The organism is Desulfovibrio sp. (assembly GCF_047607245.1).
In the GTDB taxonomy this organism is placed as follows: domain Bacteria; phylum Desulfobacterota; class Desulfovibrionia; order Desulfovibrionales; family Desulfovibrionaceae; genus Desulfovibrio.
Map to the genome: position 1 here is coordinate 13844 of NZ_JASGDK010000142.1, position 19000 is coordinate 32843.

The 19000-nt window shown below is 54.0% G+C and carries 15 protein-coding genes; 6 read left to right on the top strand and 9 right to left on the bottom strand.

The annotated features are described in order from the left end of the window. The first annotated feature begins 4 nt into the window (after positions 1-4). The 5 genes from QM579_RS11235 to QM579_RS11255 are packed head-to-tail and all read left to right on the top strand — an operon-like array spanning position 5 to position 4704. Positions 5-1768, top strand: a complete 1764-nt coding sequence (locus QM579_RS11235; protein ID WP_414999231.1) for a sensor histidine kinase — start codon at positions 5-7, stop codon at positions 1766-1768. Positions 1769-1770: 2 nt separating this feature from the next. Next, positions 1771-2169 carry a response regulator transcription factor gene (locus QM579_RS11240; RefSeq protein ID WP_414999232.1) on the top strand — a complete coding sequence of 133 codons (399 nt, stop codon included), beginning with the start codon at positions 1771-1773 and terminating at the stop codon, positions 2167-2169. Then, the gene (locus QM579_RS11245; RefSeq protein ID WP_414999233.1) at positions 2166-2861 is read left to right on the top strand and encodes a sensor histidine kinase; all 696 of its coding nucleotides are present in this window, start codon (positions 2166-2168) and stop codon (positions 2859-2861) included. Before QM579_RS11240 ends, QM579_RS11245 begins: the two co-directional genes overlap by 4 nt. 39 nt (positions 2862-2900) lie before the next feature. Beyond that, complete coding sequence (locus QM579_RS11250) at positions 2901-3374, top strand: response regulator (protein WP_414999234.1); 474 nt, start codon at positions 2901-2903, stop codon at positions 3372-3374. A gap of 43 nt (positions 3375-3417) precedes the next feature. Further along, complete coding sequence (locus QM579_RS11255) at positions 3418-4704, top strand: response regulator (protein WP_414999235.1); 1287 nt, start codon at positions 3418-3420, stop codon at positions 4702-4704. A gap of 169 nt (positions 4705-4873) precedes the next feature. On the opposite strand, the gene QM579_RS11260 is transcribed toward QM579_RS11255, so the two are convergent. The 3 genes from QM579_RS11260 to QM579_RS11270 all read right to left on the bottom strand — a co-directional run bounded on the left by QM579_RS11260 (position 4874) and on the right by QM579_RS11270 (position 7555). Next, positions 4874-5452, bottom strand: coding sequence for a lysozyme inhibitor LprI family protein (locus QM579_RS11260; protein WP_414999236.1), 579 nt, complete (start codon positions 5450-5452; stop codon positions 4874-4876). A 120-nt stretch (positions 5453-5572) separates the two neighbouring features. After that, the gene (locus QM579_RS11265; protein ID WP_414999237.1) at positions 5573-6262 is read right to left on the bottom strand and encodes a LexA family transcriptional regulator; all 690 of its coding nucleotides are present in this window, start codon (positions 6260-6262) and stop codon (positions 5573-5575) included. A gap of 297 nt (positions 6263-6559) precedes the next feature. Next, positions 6560-7555 (bottom strand): FUSC family protein, encoded by a 996-nt coding sequence (locus tag QM579_RS11270; protein ID WP_414999238.1) that lies wholly within the window; start codon positions 7553-7555, stop codon positions 6560-6562. A 496-nt stretch (positions 7556-8051) separates the two neighbouring features. On the opposite strand from QM579_RS11270, the gene QM579_RS11275 reads away from it, so the two are divergent. After that, complete coding sequence (locus QM579_RS11275) at positions 8052-10142, top strand: methyl-accepting chemotaxis protein (RefSeq protein ID WP_414999239.1); 2091 nt, start codon at positions 8052-8054, stop codon at positions 10140-10142. Between the two features lie 241 nt (positions 10143-10383). Here QM579_RS11275 and QM579_RS11280 read toward each other — a convergent pair whose 3' ends face one another. The 6 genes from QM579_RS11280 to QM579_RS11305 form a co-directional block, all read right to left on the bottom strand. After that, positions 10384-11247: a glycine betaine ABC transporter substrate-binding protein gene (locus tag QM579_RS11280; RefSeq protein ID WP_414999240.1), complete on the bottom strand. Its 864-nt coding sequence runs from the start codon at positions 11245-11247 to the stop codon at positions 10384-10386. 188 nt (positions 11248-11435) lie between these two features. Beyond that, positions 11436-12278 carry an ABC transporter permease gene (locus QM579_RS11285; RefSeq protein WP_414999241.1) on the bottom strand — a complete coding sequence of 281 codons (843 nt, stop codon included), beginning with the start codon at positions 12276-12278 and terminating at the stop codon, positions 11436-11438. Then, the gene (locus tag QM579_RS11290) at positions 12268-13473 is read right to left on the bottom strand and encodes a quaternary amine ABC transporter ATP-binding protein (protein ID WP_414999242.1); all 1206 of its coding nucleotides are present in this window, start codon (positions 13471-13473) and stop codon (positions 12268-12270) included. The genes QM579_RS11285 and QM579_RS11290 overlap by 11 nt, the downstream gene beginning before the upstream one ends. A 1122-nt stretch (positions 13474-14595) precedes the next feature. Then, positions 14596-15555 carry an NrfD/PsrC family molybdoenzyme membrane anchor subunit gene (gene nrfD / locus QM579_RS11295; RefSeq protein WP_414999243.1) on the bottom strand — a complete coding sequence of 320 codons (960 nt, stop codon included), beginning with the start codon at positions 15553-15555 and terminating at the stop codon, positions 14596-14598. Continuing rightward, positions 15555-16430, bottom strand: coding sequence for a 4Fe-4S dicluster domain-containing protein (locus tag QM579_RS11300; protein ID WP_414999244.1), 876 nt, complete (start codon positions 16428-16430; stop codon positions 15555-15557). The genes nrfD and QM579_RS11300 overlap by 1 nt, the downstream gene beginning before the upstream one ends. Beyond that, positions 16420-18996 (bottom strand): molybdopterin-dependent oxidoreductase, encoded by a 2577-nt coding sequence (locus QM579_RS11305; protein WP_414999245.1) that lies wholly within the window; start codon positions 18994-18996, stop codon positions 16420-16422. The genes QM579_RS11300 and QM579_RS11305 overlap by 11 nt, the downstream gene beginning before the upstream one ends. Positions 18997-19000 lie beyond the last annotated feature (4 nt).

Sequence of the window (19000 nt, forward strand, 5' to 3'; positions counted from 1 at the left end):
AAACATGTTTGCCGTCATAAAAAACACGTTCGCTCACCTGCTGGAAGTGCCCGAGGCCGTATCCCCGGCCCGGTACCGCTCTCTCCGGCGGCTTATGACCATGCTTATGGTGGTGGTGTCTGTAACGCCGCTGCTTTTGCTCTCGGGCATAAGCCATGTGCAGTATACCAGAACTCTGGAACGCGAGATGGAAAGCCCCATCTATGCGTTGGCCCGCAAGTCGCAAGCGGCGCTGGAGCTTTATCTGGGCGAACGTGAATCCACAGTAAGCTTTATCGCTCATGCCTATACATTCAAAGATCTGGCGGATGAGCGCACTCTTAACAGGGTGTTTCTGTCACTGAGAAGTGAATTTCAGGGCTTTGTGGATATGGGGCTGGTAAACTCCGAGGGCATGCAGATTTCCTACATAGGGCCGTACAAGCTCAAGGGCGTGGATTATGCGGGCAAGCCCTGGCTGCGTGAAACAGAGATCAAGAGCCGTTATCTGAGCAATGTTTTTCTGGGGTATCGCGGCTATCCGCATATGGTCATAGCCGTTCACAGAATGGAAGAAAGCGGTCTTTCGTGGACCTTGCGGGTGGCGGTCGATACTCTGCGCCTGCAACAGGTGCTTTCGGCTGTGGGGCCGGAACAGGATACCGACGTTTTTCTTGTAGACAGAGAGGGAGTCTTGCAGACAGACTCCCACCTTTACGGCAAAGCTCTGGAACCCTGCCCTCTGCCAGTACCACAGGCTACCGCTGAAACCGTTGTGCGCACCGTGACCGAACCGTCCGGGCGTAAGCTTATGGTTGCCTCATGCGGGCTGGCTGGTACGGATTTTACGCTGCTGGCGGTCAAACCTGTGGCTGATGCCTTCCGTCCCTGGACGGCTTTGCGCACCGAGTTGCTGCTTGTTCTTTGCGGTGGTGTGGCTCTTATCGTTCTGGTGTCGCAACTGCTCATGAAGCAACTCGTCAATAGGCTGCAGGCCAGTGACGAGCGCCGTGTGGCAGTTTTCGCCCAGATGGAACACAACCAAAAGCTTTCTTCCATTGGCAGACTGGCGGCCGGGGTGGCCCACGAGGTAAACAACCCGTTGGCGGTTATTTATGAAAAGGCAGGCCTGGCGCGAGATCTCATCAACATGGGCAAGGTGTGCGAAGAGAGCAAGGACAAGGAAAGGCTTAATTCGCTGCTGGAAGGCATTGAAAGTACAGTGGAAAGGGCGCGCGGCATTACTCATCGGCTGCTGGGCTTCGCCCGGCGTATGGAGGCCAACAGGCAGAGTCTGCACATTGAAGAAGTCATTACTGAAACGCTGTCTTTTCTTGAGCGTGAAGCCAAAAACAGGGGCGTAAAGCTGGAGATGGATCTGGCCGCCAACCTGCCCGAAATTGTCTCAGACCGTGGCCAATTGCAGCAGATTTTTTTGAATATAGTAGGTAACGCTCTGGATGCTGTGACGGGTTGCCCGCTTCCCAGCGACACCAAGGACGTACAGCAACGCTTTGTGAAGGTGCAGTGTGTTACGGCGGGAGAATGCGCGCTTGAAGTGACCGTGCGCGATAATGGCAAAGGCATGCCTCAGGAAGTGTTGCGACATATCTTTGAGCCGTTCTATTCTACCAAAAAAGATAAGGGCACGGGACTTGGCATGTTTATCACCTACGGCATTGTGCGTCGGCTTGGCGGAGAAATCTTCGTTGAGAGCGAAGAAGGCCGTGGCAGCACAGTACGTGTAACCCTGCCCCTGACCCCGCCTGACGGCTCTGTGGAGGTATAGAAATGGCGCTGCGCATACTTCTTGCTGATGATGAAAAAGATTTTGTGGAAACACTGGCGGAAAGACTTGAGCTGCGCGGACACAGCGTGCGTGTGGTTTTTGATGGTATTGCCGCCCTGAATGCCGCCGCTGAAGAAACGCCCGACGTGGTGGTGCTTGATCTGCTTATGCCCGGTCTGCCTGGCGATGAAGTGTTGCGCCGTCTAAAAAACGTCCAACCCGGTCTGCCCATCATACTGCTGACCGGGCATGAAGTTGTGGACGATACGGGAGTTTCGCCAGCTTGCCAGGCCTATGCATGTCTTACCAAACCGCTGAGTTTCAATGTGTTTCTTGAAACTTTGGAAACCGCTGTTCGTGAAGGCCGCGAGGCCGTGTCCCGCGCAGGAGGCCGTTCATGAATACCAGTCAATGCACGGCACGCCTTTTGGCCTCGGCAGTACACGATATGCGCAACGTGCTTGCGGTGATTCGCGAATCTGCCGGGCTTGCGCAAGATCTGGCCGCGCTGGCAGACGCTTCTGGCAGCGGAAAAACCGGAGGCGGCAACAGTGATGCAGCCGCTGGCCAGCAAAGGCTTGGATCAGCTCTGGCTGAAGTGCAGCGTTCAGTGGGGCAGGGAGCAGCCTTGGCGGAAGCTATGGACTACCTTGCCCAATCTGGCGGCGCGGAAAGCGGCGAGCATGGCGGCCCCTGCGATCTTGTTCGCGTTAACCGCAGTTTTTGCCTGTTGGCCGCGCGGCAGGCCCGCGCGGCCCAGATAAACCTTGTAAGCGGCGAAAGCGCAGAACCTGTTTGGGCGGCGGTGCCCCCGATGGATGTACTGCGCGCCCTGCTTGAAATTTTCGACCTTTGTGCCTCGGTGGGCGGTCAGGTGCAACTGCGCTTCACCGCCGGGCGACGGCAGAAGGAAGAAGGCATTGTGGTGGAAGTGCTGGAAGGGGCCAATCGAGAGCTGGCCCTGGCTGCTATGACAGGCAGCCCCATGCTCAGCGGTATGCGCCCCGGCTGGCGGGCAGCGCTCATGCCGTGGCGTGAACAGGGACCGCGCTTCTTTCTTTCACTTTCCGCCTGCGATTCAGATGCAGCATAACCTGCTCCGGCATGTGCCTGGGCCTTCAAGGAGAACTCCATGACCAAGGAAGACATCAAGATCCTGCTGGTGGACGATGAAAAACAATTCGTGGACACACTGGCCGAGCGTCTTGCCATGCGCGGTTTTGCCGCCAGAGTGGCTTACGATGGGCCTGAAGCTCTGAGCGCTGTTGAACAGCCCACGGACGTTATCGTACTTGACCTGCGCATGCCCGGCATGGACGGTTTTGAAGTGCTGCGCAATGTGAAGAAAAGTAATCCGCAGGTGCAGGTCATCATCCTGACCGGGCATGGCGGCGACGCTGAAGAGCAGACTGCCTACCGCATGGGCGCGTACAATTTCCTGCGCAAACCTATGGACATTGACGAACTGCTCAGCAGCATCCGTATGGCTTACCGGGACAAGCTGGAAAACGCTATGGTGGCAGTGTCATTGGCTGAAGGCGGCGACTTTGATTCCGCCCGCGATGTGCTGAACGAAAAGGATCTTCTTCAGGATCACGAAAAGTAGGCAAATAGCGGCGGCCTGATGGGGCTGCTTTATCGGAGCGTCCATGCGCGTGTTAATTGTTGATGACGAACTGGCTTTTGCCGGGCCTTTGGCCCAGCGCCTGGGTCTGCGTGGCATGGAAACGCGCACGGCCCACGATGCCAGCGAAGCTTTGAATATCTTGCATGCGTGGCCTGCTGAACTTGTCTTTCTTGACGTGGGCCTGCCCGGCATGGATGGTGTGGCCCTGCTCAAAGTCATACGCGAAAAGCATCCGCAAACTGATGTGGTCATGCTTTCCGGCGCGGCAGATATGGGCAAGGCCGTGCAGGCCATGCGGCGAGGGGCTTTCAACTGGCTTTCCAAACCTGTGGATATAGAGCAGGTGCTGGAGGAGTGCCGCAAGGCGCGTGAGCGGGCAGCCGTAAGGCAGGAAGCTGCCCGCCTGGCAGAAGCCGCGCGCTGGCGTAGTCTGGGACGCGTTGCGGAAGGTGTCGCCCACGAAGTGAATAATCCGTTGAATATCGTGGTGCAAGCCGCAGGTCTAATACGGGACTGTCTGGAAGAGCCAGAGGCTGAGGCTCTGCCGGATATCGATGAACTGCGCGGAGCCGTTAATACCATCCGTACCCAAAGCCTGCGCGTGCGCGAAATTACCCGCAAACTGCTCATGGTTGGGCATGGGCTGGATGCGCGTACTGGCCCTCTGGACGTTGCGGCGATCATTGAGGAAGTTATAGATCTGCTGCGGCACAGATCTGAGGCAGCAGGACTGCATTATCAGGTGGATCTTTCAGGTGCTCGCCTGCCAGAAGGAGACGCTACGGCAGATGATCTGGTTGTTGAAGACTCTTGGCGACCTTGGGGATCAGCACCAGAGTTGCGGCAGATATTCCTTCATCTGTTTGAAAATGCTCTGGATGCCATGCCTGAGGGTGGATTTGTACAGGTGACTGCCAGGGTAAGGCGTGACGGCCAGGGCAGGAGCTGGTACGATATGCTTGTGGCTGACAGCGGCCCTGGTATTGCGCCGGACATAATGCCCCACATTTTTGAGCCATTTTTTAGTTCGCGTGCCCTTCAAAGCGGATGCGGCGGTCATGTCCAATACCATGACGGTCACAACGGCAGCACCATGCGCCCCGGTTCTGCCACACAATCCCACATGGGCCGCTATGCGGGTCTCGGTCTTGCCGTGGCCCGCTCGCTGGCGCACGCGCGCGGTGGTGAACTCTCCGCCGCTAATCGCCAGGAAGGCGGAGCTGTATTCTGTCTCAGCCTTCCTCTGGCACAAATGCCCTCAACCACCGGTCAGGTTGTGGGCGACCTTCCCCCGGGCGGCGGCCTTTGATGGCCGCCCCCGGCGGCGTTTTAACGATACGCCAATAAACAAAGATCCCGGCTTTCACCGGGATCTTTGCGTAATATCAGGGATTCAAAATGCTGGCTGAAGGGCAGTGCAGGGGGGCTATTTAACTGCCGAAGCTGTTTTCAAGGCGGTGCTCAGTTAGCAAACAACGTTACTCAGCACTTTCAGCAAGGCTGTTAAGCCATTGTGCCATGCGCGCGGTCTGTTCCAGGTGCCACAGCGAGGCGATAAGCGGAGAAAGCGTTCCCCCGTCAGGGTCATACATGGCCGCTGAACCATGCTTGCGCAAGGCTTCCCAGGCAGTGACAGCCTCATGCAGAGACTTGCTTCTTTCTTCTCCCAGCACAGGAGTCAGCGCAACCTGCCTGAAAGAAATGATTTTTTCCAGCCGTCCCTGTTCGGCATTGATACAATCCTGCATTTCTGTGGTCACTCCGGCCGCGCTGTCCATACATATCTGGTATTCAGTGCTGTACAGGCTTTCAGCCTGAACTGGAGAAATCTCGTCTTGCTCTTTGTCCGGTGCCGTGTCTGCCTTTACGGCGGCGGACGTATCACTGGCAGGAGCTTCCTGACCATGAGCGGTAGTAGAAGTTCCGGCGGTGGCGGCAACAGAGTGAACGCTATTGCGGTTTTCCGCGCTGATAGCGGGCAAAGCAAAAGACAGCAGAGCCAGAATGGTAAAAACAGGCAAAGTTACGCGAAAAAAAGCCAAACAATTTCGCAGCATTCTGCACTCCTTAGTGGAAATAACAATGATGCCTTCATTGTACGCGCACGGCCAGAGGGGCGCAAGGGGCTCAAAGGCATAACCTGATTTAATCAGAAGGATATGTTTCTGCGCAAGCTCTTAGCGGTATTCTCTTCCTGACCAGAGCACTCTGCCGATAACCCTGAACTGGTCGGCTATATCGCCGCGTAAATCAAGACTGACGGGTGGGTAGGCCGGATTGACGCTGTGCAGTATGATTTTTCCAGGCACCTTGTCTATACGCTTGATATAAATGGCGTCCTCAAAACCAACCGCATACAGGCGGCCAGGGCTGATTTCCGTCTGTCCCTTGTCCAGCAGCACCAGGTCATTATCAAAGATTTCAGGCACCATGCTGTCCCCGGATACGCGCATCAAAACCATGCGCCTGGGGTTGCCTTTGCGGCGTAAAAAATCTCCCCTGAAGGCGTAGCTGTCATCACTGCGCTCGCTGACTTCAAGGCTGCCCGTGCCCGCAGAAAGACGGGCTTCAGCCAGGGGAACATGAATAAGATCTGTTTCGCAGTCGGCGGGGGTAGCTGGCAATTCACCGTCTGCCGCTTCAGGAAGACGCATGGGGCCGCTGCCGAAAAACAGCCAGTGGGCGTTTGCCCCGGTTTCTGCCGAGCAGGTCTGAATCCAGGCTGGCGGCACTTCTCCGCGTTTGCGCGCGCCGCTGATGGATTGCGGTGTGATACCGAGGGCGCGTGCCAACTCTGCATCGGTGGAGGCGTTCAAAGCCAGCATAAGCCTTTGCAAGGTTGTTTCAAACTCACTTTTATCAGTCATAACTGTCTCACAAGCCGCGTCAACCGTGCCTTCAAACTGGGCATGCCGCGCGGCGGGCTTGGGTCAGCCACATAAAGGCGGGCTGAAAAGTTTTTTGCGGTGGGTACAGCGACTGTCCTGCATGGCTGTAATGCCTGCGAAAACAGATGTATTAGATTCAGGTTAACAATCTTGTTGGTGGCTGGCAAGGTTTTTATCAACTAAAAGTTTACACGTGCTTTTGATTGTAATATATAAAGGGTAAATGACAGATTTTAATTGTTATTATTTCAGTCGGCTAAGTGGTTTTATATGTTTTTACTTATGATTTCGTCTGCGCTCTATCAACCGAAGAATCATGTTGGATATAAGAACGCCACCGCAAGCCAGTATGGTATCAAGCAGCCGCCAACTCAGCAAAGAAATGTCGCCTCCTGCATTTAGCATGGCCAAGTCAATGAGCAGCAGTACAATGAAGGTGATGATGAAGCTGAACAGCATGTAATGCCCGGCTTGAGCGTAAGGAATAAAAAGAGCCGCCAGGCCAATAGTTATGGCAAGAGGCAGGGGGATGGTTATACTGAAAACAACAGGAGCCGCTGCTATGACGCCCAGCACTGTGCCCAGGGCGCGGTCACGGATGCGGCGCAGTTCCGTCGCGCCGTTACTGTGCATGACAAAAAGCACGGTCAGGCCAACCCATGCGGGGTGGCTGAAGTTCAGGAATCGCGCGGCCAGAGTACAGATAAGAACCGTCAGCGGCACTGCCATGCCGAAGAGGTAGCCGTTCATGGCTCCGCTTTTGAACGCCTTGAACTCTTCAAAGGGGCTTGCTCCATCGCCTTGCCCGCTGCCAAACTGAATGCCAAGCACGCTGAGCAGTGCGCCAAAGGCCAGACCTGCCATAAAAAGCTCTGCTGCTGCCAGAGAGTTGGCCATGCCAAAATGGGTAAGCAGGGCGGCCGCGGCCATATTTTTGACTACAAGGCTGAGGTAGGCCTGGTCGGGACGAGGCAGGGCTGCAAGCCAACTGAACAGTATCAGGGGAATAAGGGCAAGGTCGTTATTTCCTTGAGTCAAAACACCCACAGAAGCGGCTGAGCATACGAGCAGGCCGCCTGCGCCTATGCATAATACGCGTGGCAGGGGGCTGTATCGTGGTGCGATAAACAGGGCGAACAGCGCTCCCAGTGCGCCAAGCAAAGCAATTTCCGGTTTGTTCAAGGCCTGACTGACAATAATGGGAACGCACATGGCCAGCATGTAAAGAACGCCTCGGACCATGAAGTTACGGTGCTGAGAAGAGATGGGCATGCAGGCTCCGGATAAATCTGTAAAAGCAGGTTATATAGTTTGTTACTGATAATTATTGATGATATGATACAGTAGCGTGTTATCAAAGGTCAAATACGAACTTGCAAATATAATACAGGCAGATAAACTGAAGTAAGCACTGTATTGTATATTTTTTTATTCAGTTATCTTTATATGAATATATCTAATTTTAAATTAAATGCTATTTATATAGCATGGCTGATAAGCGATTCGGAACAGGATTTATTTATTTTGTACAAAGAGTGAAACAAAAATTTCACGATATCTTCACATAAAATAGATAATAGAGCTGTCAAGTGGGTATTTTTTTAACAAAATTACCAATTACTTTTTGCAACGCTCTTAAGGAATAAGATATCCGGGCGATTATCATAATGTGATGATTTGTCTTTGGAGAATAGCGAACTGCCCCGAACGCGAAGGAAGCTGCCTGAGATTGCCTGCACGGTGAAAGCAGGTAGAGGAGGAACTGCACATGACAATTAAGGCCAGGATTATATTGGGTTTTCTGCTGACAATCATTGTTATGGCTGGCAGCACCATTCCCTATGTCACCAGTAAAATGCGTGACAACGCCGAGCAGGCCTATATGGAAGCTTCCCACGAGCAATTACAGATTATGGGGAGCTATATTGAAGGCTTTATTGGCGAGGCTGAGCGCAGTCTTGCAGTTCTGGCTGCTGACGAGGTTCTCATTAATGCAGAAGGGCTTTTTCCCATCTACGTAAACAACCCCAGTGAAACTGCCTACAAGCGGTCCGCTCTTGATTCAGAGGCAGCCAAAGCTGCCATGCTCATCGCGCGCGTGGCTGAGGCCAACCCGGCCTATGCGGAAGTTTATGCGGGATACCCTGACGGCAGTTACGGAACCTCAATGAAGGAAGGCCCGGTCCCCGCCGGATATAACTCTTCCAAACGTCCCTGGTATGTGGAGCGGATGAATTCCGGTAAACCTTCAGGGCTTGCCAACAGCTACCTGTCCATTTCAGGCGAAATGGTACTGGCTGTTACACACCTTCTTCGCAGCGACACGGGTGTGAGCAAGGGCGTGTTGGGTGTGGATGTTTCACTCAACGGGCTTTCAGAAAAATTTACTTCACTGAATTTCGGGCGCACCGGTTATTTCATGCTCATTGAAAATACGGGGCGCATCCTCTGTGACCCAAGAGATAAAGACCTCACTGGCAAGGTTATTGGCACGGAAGTCAAGGACCCCGGTCTGGAACAGTTGTTCAGCACGCAGAGTGGCCTTGTGCTCACCCGCATAAAAGGTGTGTCTGTTCGGGCCAACGTTTTTACAACCAGCTTTGGCTGGAAGATTGTTGTCATTCAGGACGAGAGCGAAATTTTTGCCAGCGCCAACGAAGCCATACGCTCCGTGTCAATCATTTACGGCATCGTGACTCTCATCATGCTGGCAGTAGCTTGGTATATTGTGAGGTCCATCAATCGGCCCCTGCACCTCATCGTTGCGGAAGCAGACAAGATCTCCCAGGGTAACCTTGATGTGCACCTGGAGATGCGTGATTTTTACGGAGAACTGGCAGAACTTCGCCATTCGTTGCTCAACATGGTCACCAACCTACAAAATATGATTAAGACCGCGCATCAAAAGAGTAATGAAGCCGAAGAGCAAACCTTGCTGGCCAAGGCAGCAACAGAGCAGGCTGAAGCCGCCCGTCAGCAGGCCGAGAACGCGAGGCGTGACGGCATGCTGGTCGCGGCAGGTCAGCTGGAAGAAGTGGTGTTGGTCATCTCCTCCGCGTCCAATCAGCTCTCGGCCCGTATTGCGCAGTCGGATCATATTTCTGAGGAATCGGCAGCGCGCCTCAGTGAGGCCGCCACAGCGATGAACCAGATGAACGCAACCGTGCGCGAAGTTGCGGGCAATGCTTCTGCCGCTTCGTCCATGTCAGATGAAACCCGGGGAAATGCCGAAAACGGTGCGCAGATCGTGCGGCAGGCTCTGGAGAGCATTGACCACGTGCACAGTGTTTCTATGGAACTCAAGGGTGATATGTCTCAGCTGAATGAACATGCCCTGGCGATTAACCGTATTATGGGTGTCATTTCTGATATTGCCGACCAGACCAACCTGCTTGCCCTAAACGCTGCCATTGAGGCTGCACGTGCTGGTGATGCGGGACGCGGTTTTGCGGTAGTGGCCGACGAAGTACGCAAACTGGCTGAAAAGACTATGGCTTCCACCCAGGACGTGGGCAATGCCATCAAGGCCATTCAGGAAAGTACGGCCAAAAGCGTGAGCGGTATGGACAAGGCCCTTACGGAAGTTGAAATCGCCACCGACTTTGCCCGACAATCCGGCGAGGCTCTTCGTCAGATTGTCAGCAATGTGGAAGCTACGGCAGATCAGGTGCGGGCCATTGCCACGGCAAGCGAAGAACAGTCTGCCGCCAGCGAGGAAATCAACCAGTCTATTGTGCAGGTCAACGATATGTCCGGGCAGACTGCTCAGGCCATGAGCGAGGCCGCTCAAGCCGTTGCTGAACTTGCCCAGCAGGCCCATCGGCTGAGCGCGCTTATCAGCAATATGAAGAAAGCCTAGGCAGTGGTTTTGCGAGCGTTTTTTCAGTGGGCTTTGCGTTGAGCTTCAGCGTTTATTCCGGTCGAGTATCATACGCATACTCCCTGTATAAAAGACTCATTCTTCAACAATAAAACGCAGTTCGTCATTACATTGCCAGCTAGCACCAAACTAAAGCCCCCGGCGCCGTTATTGCGCCGGGGGTTTTCTATTGCATTAAAGCATCGCATTCATTGACTAGCGGTGCTGCGGGTACGGCAGCTTATTTTTTCAGCCAGGCTTCCACCAGTTCCGGGTGTTCCGTCATGAACCTGCGGGCGTTTTTCATCGGATCTGCGCCTTTTTCCTGGTTCCAGGCCATAAGTTGCTGCAACTGACCTGCGTCTGCAAAGGCGAACTTGGACAAAAAGGCATGCGCATCAGGGTGGTCCGTTTTCAGGTCTTTACGGCCAACATTATAGATGGCTTCTTCGCTGCCAAGGCTGCCCTTGGGGTCTTCAAGATAGTGCATGTTCCAACGGCCAAAAAGCCAGTGGGGCGACCATGCGGTGATCACAATCCACTCTTTGTTGCGGATAGCCTCGGCCAGGCTGGATGTCATGATGGCATCGCTGCCTTCCATCAACTCCATATTATCTATGCCATAATCCTTCACAAGATTTTCGGTAAGACGCATGATGGCTGCGCCGGGATCAATGCCAATGATCTGCCCCTTGAACTTGCCTGCGTTGGCTTTCAGCTCTTCCACGGAGTGCAGGGGGACATAATCGGGTACGGCAAGGCCAAGCCGCGCGCCGTCCGTAAGTTTGCCCAACACTTCCAGCTTGTCCTTGTACTTGTTGTACATGTCTTTATTGGTATTGGGCAGCCATGCTGTCACCATAGCGTCGGCATCGCCAGTGGCCAGACTGGTCCAGAGGATGGGAAGCGTAACCGGCAGCAGCTCCACCTTATAGCCAAGCTTGTCTTCAAGAACGGCCTTGGCCAGATGGCTTGACGCATTGGCGCAGTCCCACTCCACATAGACCAGTTTGAGGTTCTTGTTTTCATTTATATCCTTGGCTGTTGCGCCAACGGCGAACAGCATCACTATGGTCAGGGCAAGGCCCAATATACTAGATTTCATTGGTATTCCTTATATGAAATATTGTTGCACTATCAGTAATCGTGCGGTTTTTCGGTCAGAGCTTTTTTATTTTAAATGCCCTGCGGCTGCATGAGCAGGCAGACGTTGCGGAGGCGCTATTTATTGCTCGAAAACGCCGCACCGCGTGTGCTTAAATTTTGAGGTATATATCTCGAAATTATTCTGCTCTAGGCGCACTTGCCTGAACTTCTGTGGGCCAGAGCGCGGAACAGCCGGTCAAGAGTGATGGCCACAATGACAATGCCAAGCCCGGCCTCAAACCCCATACCTATATTAAGGCGCTGAATAGCCTTCCAGACTTCACCGCCCAAGCCGCGCGCACCAATCATCGCCGCAATGACAGCCATAGAGAGGGCCAACATGATGGTCTGGTTAACGCCTGCCACAATGGTAGGGGTGGCCAGAGGCAGCTCCAGCTTGTAAAGGCGCTGCATGCGCGTGGCCCCAAAAGCTTCAGAGCATTCAACAAGATCCTGTGGTACTTGTTGGATGCCCAGGCATGTCAGGCGGATGGCTGGTGGCACTGAAAAGATGACAGTGGCTACCACGGCGCTGACCTTGCCAATGCCGAAAAAGGGAATGGCCGGGATAAGGTAGACAAATGCCGGCATGGTTTGCATGACGTCCAGCACAGGCATGACTATCTTCCGCACTGCCGGGTACATTGCAGCCATAATACCGCAGGGCACACCTATAAGAACGGAAAGCAGGGTGGCGGAAAGCACCAGCGCCAGGGTGCTGATGGCAGGAACCCAGAGGCCCAGATTCCAAAGCAGACCGAACCCCAGAACGACGAACACCGACAGCCCGGGCCTGCGCGTCACCCACCAGGCAAAACCTGCCAGCAACAGGATGAAAAGCCACGGCGGCGGTAAAAGGAGCATCTGCTCGAAATTGTCCAGCAGGCCCAGCATGAATTTTGATCCGGCGCGGGTAAAGCCGGAAACATGTTCGACCAAAAACTCCACAAGGTTGTCCACATAGCTGGCTAATGGCAATCTAGGCAGCATTTGCGCCTCCCTTGCTGTGCTCCACAAGGGAACCAAGCAACAGGCCACGAACTATAACGCCCTGAAGGCGTTGGCGTTCATCCACCACTGCCAGGGGGTATGGCAGTTCGGCCATAAGAGGCACAATTTCAGTGACCGGAGTGTCGGGGCTGACGGTGACAATATCCGTGCTGGTAATTTCTGTGAGGTCGGATCGCCCTTCAGTAATCATCTGTTTTGCGTCAGCGGCATTTATGATGCCAACGAAGCGGCGATGCCTGTCCAGCACGAAAAGCGATGCGATGGAATAGGCCCGCATTTTACGCAAGGCAGCGCGAGGCCCGTCCAGCCCCAGCACCGCGACATCCTCAGAGCGCTTCATGACGCTGGCTGCTGTAAGCACCTGCGATGCGTCTGCCGAGGCCACAAAACGGGCCACGTAATCATTGGCAGGAGCCTGCAGGATATTCTCAGGAGTACCAGTCTGGACGACAGTTCCGTCCTGTAACAGGACGATGCGGTCACCAAGCTTGAAGGCTTCGTTCAGATCATGTGTAATGAAGACAATGGTCTTCTGTATGTCTTCCTGAAGCGCGAGCAGTTCATCCTGCATTTCCTGTCTGATGAGAGGGTCAAGAGCGCTGAAAGCTTCGTCCATAAGCAGAACTTCCGGTTCCAGGGCAAGGGCGCGGGCAAGACCAACACGCTGCTTCATGCCGCCGGAAAGCTGGCCGGGAGAAGAATTTTTCCACTGCGCCAGTCCCACCCGTTCAAGCATTTCTTCGCTTTTTTTCAGACGGTCGGCTTTGGATACCCCCATAACCTCAAGGCCGAAGGCAGTGTTCTGCAATACCGTTCTATGGGGAAAGAGCGCAAAGTTCTGAAAGACCATGCCAAAGCAGCGATGCCGCACACGACGCAATTTTTGATCGTTCATCGTGGTGATATCTTCGCCGTCCACAAGAATGCGTCCGGTCGTCGGCATGATAAGGCCATTGAGGCAACGCAACAGTGTTGATTTGCCACTGCCGGAAAGGCCCATGATGACAAGAAGCTCACTGTCTGTGATGTCTAAAGATATGTCGAACAGGGCAACTGTGGTGCGGGTTTTGCGCAGAATATCAGCCCGCGAGACGCCTTTGGCTGCAAGCTCAAGTGCCTGTTTGGGATGTGGACCAAAGACCTTAGAAACGTTTTGGATAGAAATTTTTGCCATATACCCTCCTTCTGCCGAGGCATTTGCATGCCGCGGGTGTAGCCCGTAAACGGACGAGTATATGGAAGGACGACCAACGGGTGACCGTCAAAACGAACTTGCTGGAGTCATCAGCGTTGAGGGCACCAGCAGATGAACGCCTCCTCGGTATAAACCGAACTTCCATAAAATGTTAAAAATAATTGTGATCAAGACAAACATATCCACTAGCCGAAAATTTGGTCTGGGTATTTCTTCTTTTTGCTCCTCCAAGACGCACAGAAATATAGCGGTTGCATATGAGCCGACAGGGTCAGCTCAGAAGGTAAAATTTTGAGAGGGTTTAGATTGCTGAAATGTCTCTGAGTTGTTGTGATGTGGATGATCGTTATTGTGTATAGTGCAATTGTATTGCATTTTAATGATGAATTTTAGTATTATTTATTTATGATGATTATATTTAAGTAATCGTACATGTCAGTTATGTGAAAGTTTTGCCAATAAGATGTTAACATGCAAAAATTAAAAGTTTTTATGTGAACATTTTGGACTATAAGATATAATAATATACAAATCAAGGTTAGATTTTATTCCTCAGATTGTCAGCCTTGGCAAACATACTGTTGGGCAATTTGTGCGTTCTGGGCGGGCGTTTAACCGCTAGGGCGAAAACGTTTGGCAGAGCAGTTAACCCCTGAAACGGCGCTTAACGGCAGGTAAGGTTTGCATGTACCTGTTTGGCGGAAAGAGTTTAAACTCAAATTTTTGATAGTATTTCAGATATGAAGTGTTCTCATGAAAGGCAACCGGATAGGTTACCTCACCCAAATAAAGCAGCAGCGCCATAACCTACATAGTGGCGCTGCTGCTTCATGGCTAATTTACTTTGATATCTTGCGGTTTAGTGCAGATTTGCTGTGAAAAAGTGTTTTGTCTTGGGGTGTTACTTATGAAACATCGCCATCAAATTGGGCGCTCTTCAGTAATTTGCTGAAATAAACGTAAGGCGTTTAGGGAAAAACGGTAAAAACCCCTTTTGCAAAAGGGGTTTTTACCACAAAGTAATGTATAGTAAGTATTTTTTGGCGGTTGCAGCGAAGTTTCAACTGTAATGCTTCTCGTTTTGCACCATGTGAAAAGTCTCTACACGCTGCGTGTGGGCAGTACAAAGCTGTGGCGGCCCATAAGGGCCGAAGCGGCGATAGCCAGCACGGCAAGAGCTACCAGCGCAGGATGCCCTGCACCTATTGTTACAGCCAGCAGACATGCAAAAGCTGCCCCGTCAAGTACGGTTGCTGTACCGAGATTTCTGCGTTGCAGAGTGCTGGAGCCGTCGCGCATGGCCGGGCGCAAATGGAGCTGGAGCAGCAGCATGTCGATAATCAGCATCACCAGCATGGCAGGGAAAAGCTTGTGCAGGCCATTGGTGACGTGTACGGCCATACCCAGCCCGGTAAACAGTGCGCAGCCAAGCAGTATGCCACCATTGGTCAGGTAGGCTGAAAACCAGCGTGCCTTGCGCCATACTGGCCTTGATGTGGCAGAAAAAAGTACGCCTTTGTAGCAGAGCCCGGCGGCGGCGCAAATGATGCCAAGGGCTATGAAGGTCACCAGTGTGTTTACTGCCGCATCTGAATCAAGAAAGGCCATAACACTGGCAGCGCATGCCTGGGGCAGCAGTTCAAATCCGGTCATAAGGCCCATAGAGCCCCAAAGGGCCGGAATAAGAATGGTCACCGACGACAAGGTCAATGCCCATACGCCTACCCACATGGGCGAGGTAGGGCGAAACGTGCGCAGCATGTGGTGAAAACGGCGCGGGTCGCCAAGGTCGGCCACAAGCATGAGCAGGTCGGCAACAAGAAGCAGCCAGGCCAGCACAAACGCCGGTTGGGCCAGAATGCCGAAAGTCACGGGGCGCAGCAGCAGGGCGCAAGCCGTTACAATGTATAATCCTAAAGCCGCGTTGTTGAGCCAGACGTCAATGACTGTCATGACTCCCCACGGCGGAAGGTGCGGGATGACGTCTCCTGAATAGTCCTGGCTGTAGGCCGGGCAGGCATTCTGCTGGGTGTTTTTTTGCATGGTTTTGGCTGTCTCCATTACAGATACCCTCCAAAAACTACGGATGCGCCTATAATTGCCATACCCGCCAAAACTCCGGCAATGGCCCGCGTGTAATCACCTTTGAGGCGTCGGGCCGGATGTATGGGGTCTTCCGGCAATCCATATTTTGCAGGATTGTCCAACAACAGAAAGATATTATGCAGAGAAGAGTAATGTTCTGTGGGGTCCAGCCCGTAAAGACGGGCATTGGTCACTCCCTGGGCTTGCAACTGAGTCAGGCGATTGCGGGCTGCATTGCGCATGTCTTCAAGTTTGCCAAAACGTATGGAGGCCGCCGGGCAGGTCTTGGCGCAGGCCGGATGCAGGCCGTCTCTCACACGGTCAAGGCAGAAGGTGCACTTGTGCGAATGGCCTGTTTCTTCACTTCTGGCTATGACGCCGAAAGGACAGGCCGCCACGCATGAGGCGCAGCCGTTGCAGATGTCGGATTGCGGGTATACTCCGCCCACCTCGGTGCGGATAAGCGCGCCCGTGGGGCAGGCCCGCAAGCAGGGGGCGTCTTCACAATGTTTGCAACTGTCGCTGGCCAGCAGCCAGCGCAGTCCCTGACGATTGTTGGCTGGCACGTCCGGAGTGATGACTTCCGCAAATTTGACATGTCTCCACGTTTTTGCTGACAGCTCAAGCGTGTTGTCGTAGCTGCGGCCTGAAAGACGCGGCTCAAGGCCGGGCAGCATGTTCCAGTGTTTGCAGCCCACCTGACAGGCTTTGCAGCCGATGCAGACGGACGTATCCGTAAAAAAGCCCACGGCTTCCTGCTGCTCCGGCTGCGCGCCCCGCTGGAAGGGATAGATCACCCGTTGCAGAAAACCATGCGGTTTCTGCGGAAGATGCTGCGTATCAGTTGTCATAATCCAACCTTCCTTCGGGCTTGCAAATCCAGGGCACGTTTTTCATCGGGGCATCAGGCAGGGGCGTGTATGCGTCGCGGAAGTCGTCCTTATGCTCGCTGCGGGGAGTGAGCCTGCCCGGTCTGATGCGGCAGGCGATGGATTTGACGCTGGCAATGTCCGAATTGGGGCCAAGGGACAGGGCTGTGAGCACGTTGACAGAGTCGCCGGTCACTTCGCCCTTGAACCCAAAATGCATGGGCACGCCAACGACATGTACCTTGCTGCCGCAGACCATAAGGGGGGCCATTCGCGGTGTAACCAGCACCCGGCCTTCAATGGAGCCTCGTTTGCTTTCTGCAATAACCCAGTCCAAAGTACGCAGGTTGAGGCTTTCAGCCAGTTCCGGGTCCATTTCAAAAAACAGGCTGGGTTGCAGTTCGTTGATCCAGCTTGAGCGCCGTGTCATAACCCCGGCCACAAACTGTTCCGTTACCCTGTAACTCGTAAGGATAATAGGGTAGCGCGGGTCACCCTGAACTGCGATGGCATTGCGCGAATCTTCAATAAGCGTGGTGGAAGGCGATATTTGCTGTGCTGCCATCGTATTGCGCACAGGGGTTTCCAGCGCTTCATAGTGCACTGGCATGGGGCCGTCCGACAGGCCAAAGGGTGCAAAAAGCCAGCCCAGCCCGTCAAAATGTACCGTGAAGGGCGCGTTGCCCGGTATGGCGTCCATCCCTCTGCTTTCCGGGGTGGGGCGGTAGTCCGGGGCCTTGTCCAACACATAATTGGGCACGTCTGCTCCGGTCCAGCGTTTGGCGTTGGAGTCCCAGTGAATGATAGCCTTGCGCTCTGACCAGGGCTTGCCCTCGGGGTCGGCAGATGCGCGGTTGTAAAGAATGCGCGAGTTGCCGGGCCATGCCCATGCCCAGTTGGGATAAAAGTTTTCATCGTCGTTGATAGTGCCGCGCCTTTTGGCAAGGTTCTGGTCTGATGCCGGGTAAACCCCGCAATAGAGGCGGCAGCCGCATGCCGTGGAGCCGTCGGCAGCAAGCTGGCCCGTGCTTTTGAGGTGTTCGCCCGTGACGGTGTTGAAACCGTTCATCTCGCGCAGCACAAGCTCGGGATCCGGCTCGTCGTCTCCCGGCTTGCAGTAGTCCCAGGTAAGCTGTTGCAGCGCCTTGTCACGCTCCAGAGTGGAGCCAGCATACAGGGTCTTGAGCCGTTTGCCCAACTGATAGACGTACCAGAGGTCAGATTTGCTGTCGCCGTGCGCTTCCAGTACGGGTTCGTGCCATTGCACCAGCCGTTCGGTATTGGAGACAGAACCGCCTTTTTCCATTGCCAGTGAGGCTGGCAGCAGAAAAACCTCAGTGCCCACAGTTTCGGGACCGGGGCCGTTGGGGTCGGCATACCAGACGGCGGCGCTTTCTGTTTCAAACGCGTCCACAACTACCAGCCAGTCCAGCCTGCGCATGGCTTCGCGGTGAAAGCCGGAGTTGGGGGAGCTGACTGCGGGGTTCTGCCCAAAAACAAACATGCCCCGTACAATGCCTTGCAAGGTCTCCTTGAAGAATATCTGTTCGGATTCGTCCTTCTGCATCTTGGGCAGGTTTTGGTAGCAATATTCATTTTCTGCTGTGGCGGCATCGCCGTACCAGGCCTTGAGCAGGCTGACCATATAAGAGGGCATGGCTGCCCATGCGCCCTTGATGCCTTCCTGACGCCACAGGCCCCTTTCGCCCTTGCCCCTGCGTGCGCTCAGGCCGTGCCCGTATTCAAGCAGACTTTTGAGCGTGGCGTGCTCGGGTATGGCTTTGGGCTGTGGAATATAGTTGGGCAGGTTGTTGAACAGGGTGGGAATGTCTGTTGCGCCCTGCACGTTGGCATGTCCCCGCAAGGCTACGATGCCGCTGCCGGGGCGGCCAATGTTGCCCAGAAGCAACTGGATGATGCCCGCGGCCTTGATGATTTGCGTACCGCTTGTGTGCTGGGTCCAGCCAAGGGCATAGGCCATAACCGAAGTGCGGTCAGTGCCCGAGTTGGCCATAAGCAGGTCGGCCACCAGTTCAACGTCTTCTGGGGAACATCCGCATGTTTCCGCAGCCTTTTCCGGGGTGTAGCTTTCAAAATGTTTTTCAAGCACGCGAAACACGCACCGGGGATGTTGCAGCGTGGGATCTGTTACGGGCATGCCCTGGGCATCCAGCTCATAGTCCCAGGCATCCGGTTCCTGATCATAAGAGCGTGTGACAGGATCAAAACCCACAAAAAGCCCGGTATTTTCATCAAAGGAAAACTTTTCGCTTACAAGGGTTGAGGCGTTGGTGTACTGGCTGACAAAATCGGCGAAGTAACCTTTTTTCTTGATAATAAGGTTAATAAGAGCGCCAAGAAAGGCCAGGTCTGAATCTGGCCTGATGCGCACATGATGGTCGGCCACAGCCGAGGTCCGCGTGAAGCGCGGGTCCACGTGGATGAGCGTTGCGCCCCGTTCCTTGGCTTCCATTACCCACTGAAAGCCTACAGGGTGAGACTCCGCCATATTGGAGCCCATAATAAGGATGCAGTCGCTGTTGCGCATGTCG

Coding starts and splice junctions, on each gene's coding strand:
- QM579_RS11245 (WP_414999233.1), top strand. CDS start 2,166: ATGAATACCAGTCAATGCACGGCACGCCTTTTGGCCTCGGCAGTACAC.
- QM579_RS11275 (WP_414999239.1), top strand. CDS start 8,052: ATGACAATTAAGGCCAGGATTATATTGGGTTTTCTGCTGACAATCATT.
- nrfD (WP_414999243.1), bottom strand. CDS start 15,555: ATGGAGACAGCCAAAACCATGCAAAAAAACACCCAGCAGAATGCCTGC.
- QM579_RS11260 (WP_414999236.1), bottom strand. CDS start 5,452: ATGCTGCGAAATTGTTTGGCTTTTTTTCGCGTAACTTTGCCTGTTTTT.
- QM579_RS11240 (WP_414999232.1), top strand. CDS start 1,771: ATGGCGCTGCGCATACTTCTTGCTGATGATGAAAAAGATTTTGTGGAA.
- QM579_RS11235 (WP_414999231.1), top strand. CDS start 5: ATGTTTGCCGTCATAAAAAACACGTTCGCTCACCTGCTGGAAGTGCCC.
- QM579_RS11265 (WP_414999237.1), bottom strand. CDS start 6,262: ATGACTGATAAAAGTGAGTTTGAAACAACCTTGCAAAGGCTTATGCTG.
- QM579_RS11305 (WP_414999245.1), bottom strand. CDS start 18,996: ATGCGCAACAGCGACTGCATCCTTATTATGGGCTCCAATATGGCGGAG.
- QM579_RS11255 (WP_414999235.1), top strand. CDS start 3,418: ATGCGCGTGTTAATTGTTGATGACGAACTGGCTTTTGCCGGGCCTTTG.
- QM579_RS11290 (WP_414999242.1), bottom strand. CDS start 13,473: ATGGCAAAAATTTCTATCCAAAACGTTTCTAAGGTCTTTGGTCCACAT.
- QM579_RS11285 (WP_414999241.1), bottom strand. CDS start 12,278: ATGCTGCCTAGATTGCCATTAGCCAGCTATGTGGACAACCTTGTGGAG.
- QM579_RS11300 (WP_414999244.1), bottom strand. CDS start 16,430: ATGACAACTGATACGCAGCATCTTCCGCAGAAACCGCATGGTTTTCTG.
- QM579_RS11270 (WP_414999238.1), bottom strand. CDS start 7,555: ATGCCCATCTCTTCTCAGCACCGTAACTTCATGGTCCGAGGCGTTCTT.
- QM579_RS11280 (WP_414999240.1), bottom strand. CDS start 11,247: ATGAAATCTAGTATATTGGGCCTTGCCCTGACCATAGTGATGCTGTTC.
- QM579_RS11250 (WP_414999234.1), top strand. CDS start 2,901: ATGACCAAGGAAGACATCAAGATCCTGCTGGTGGACGATGAAAAACAA.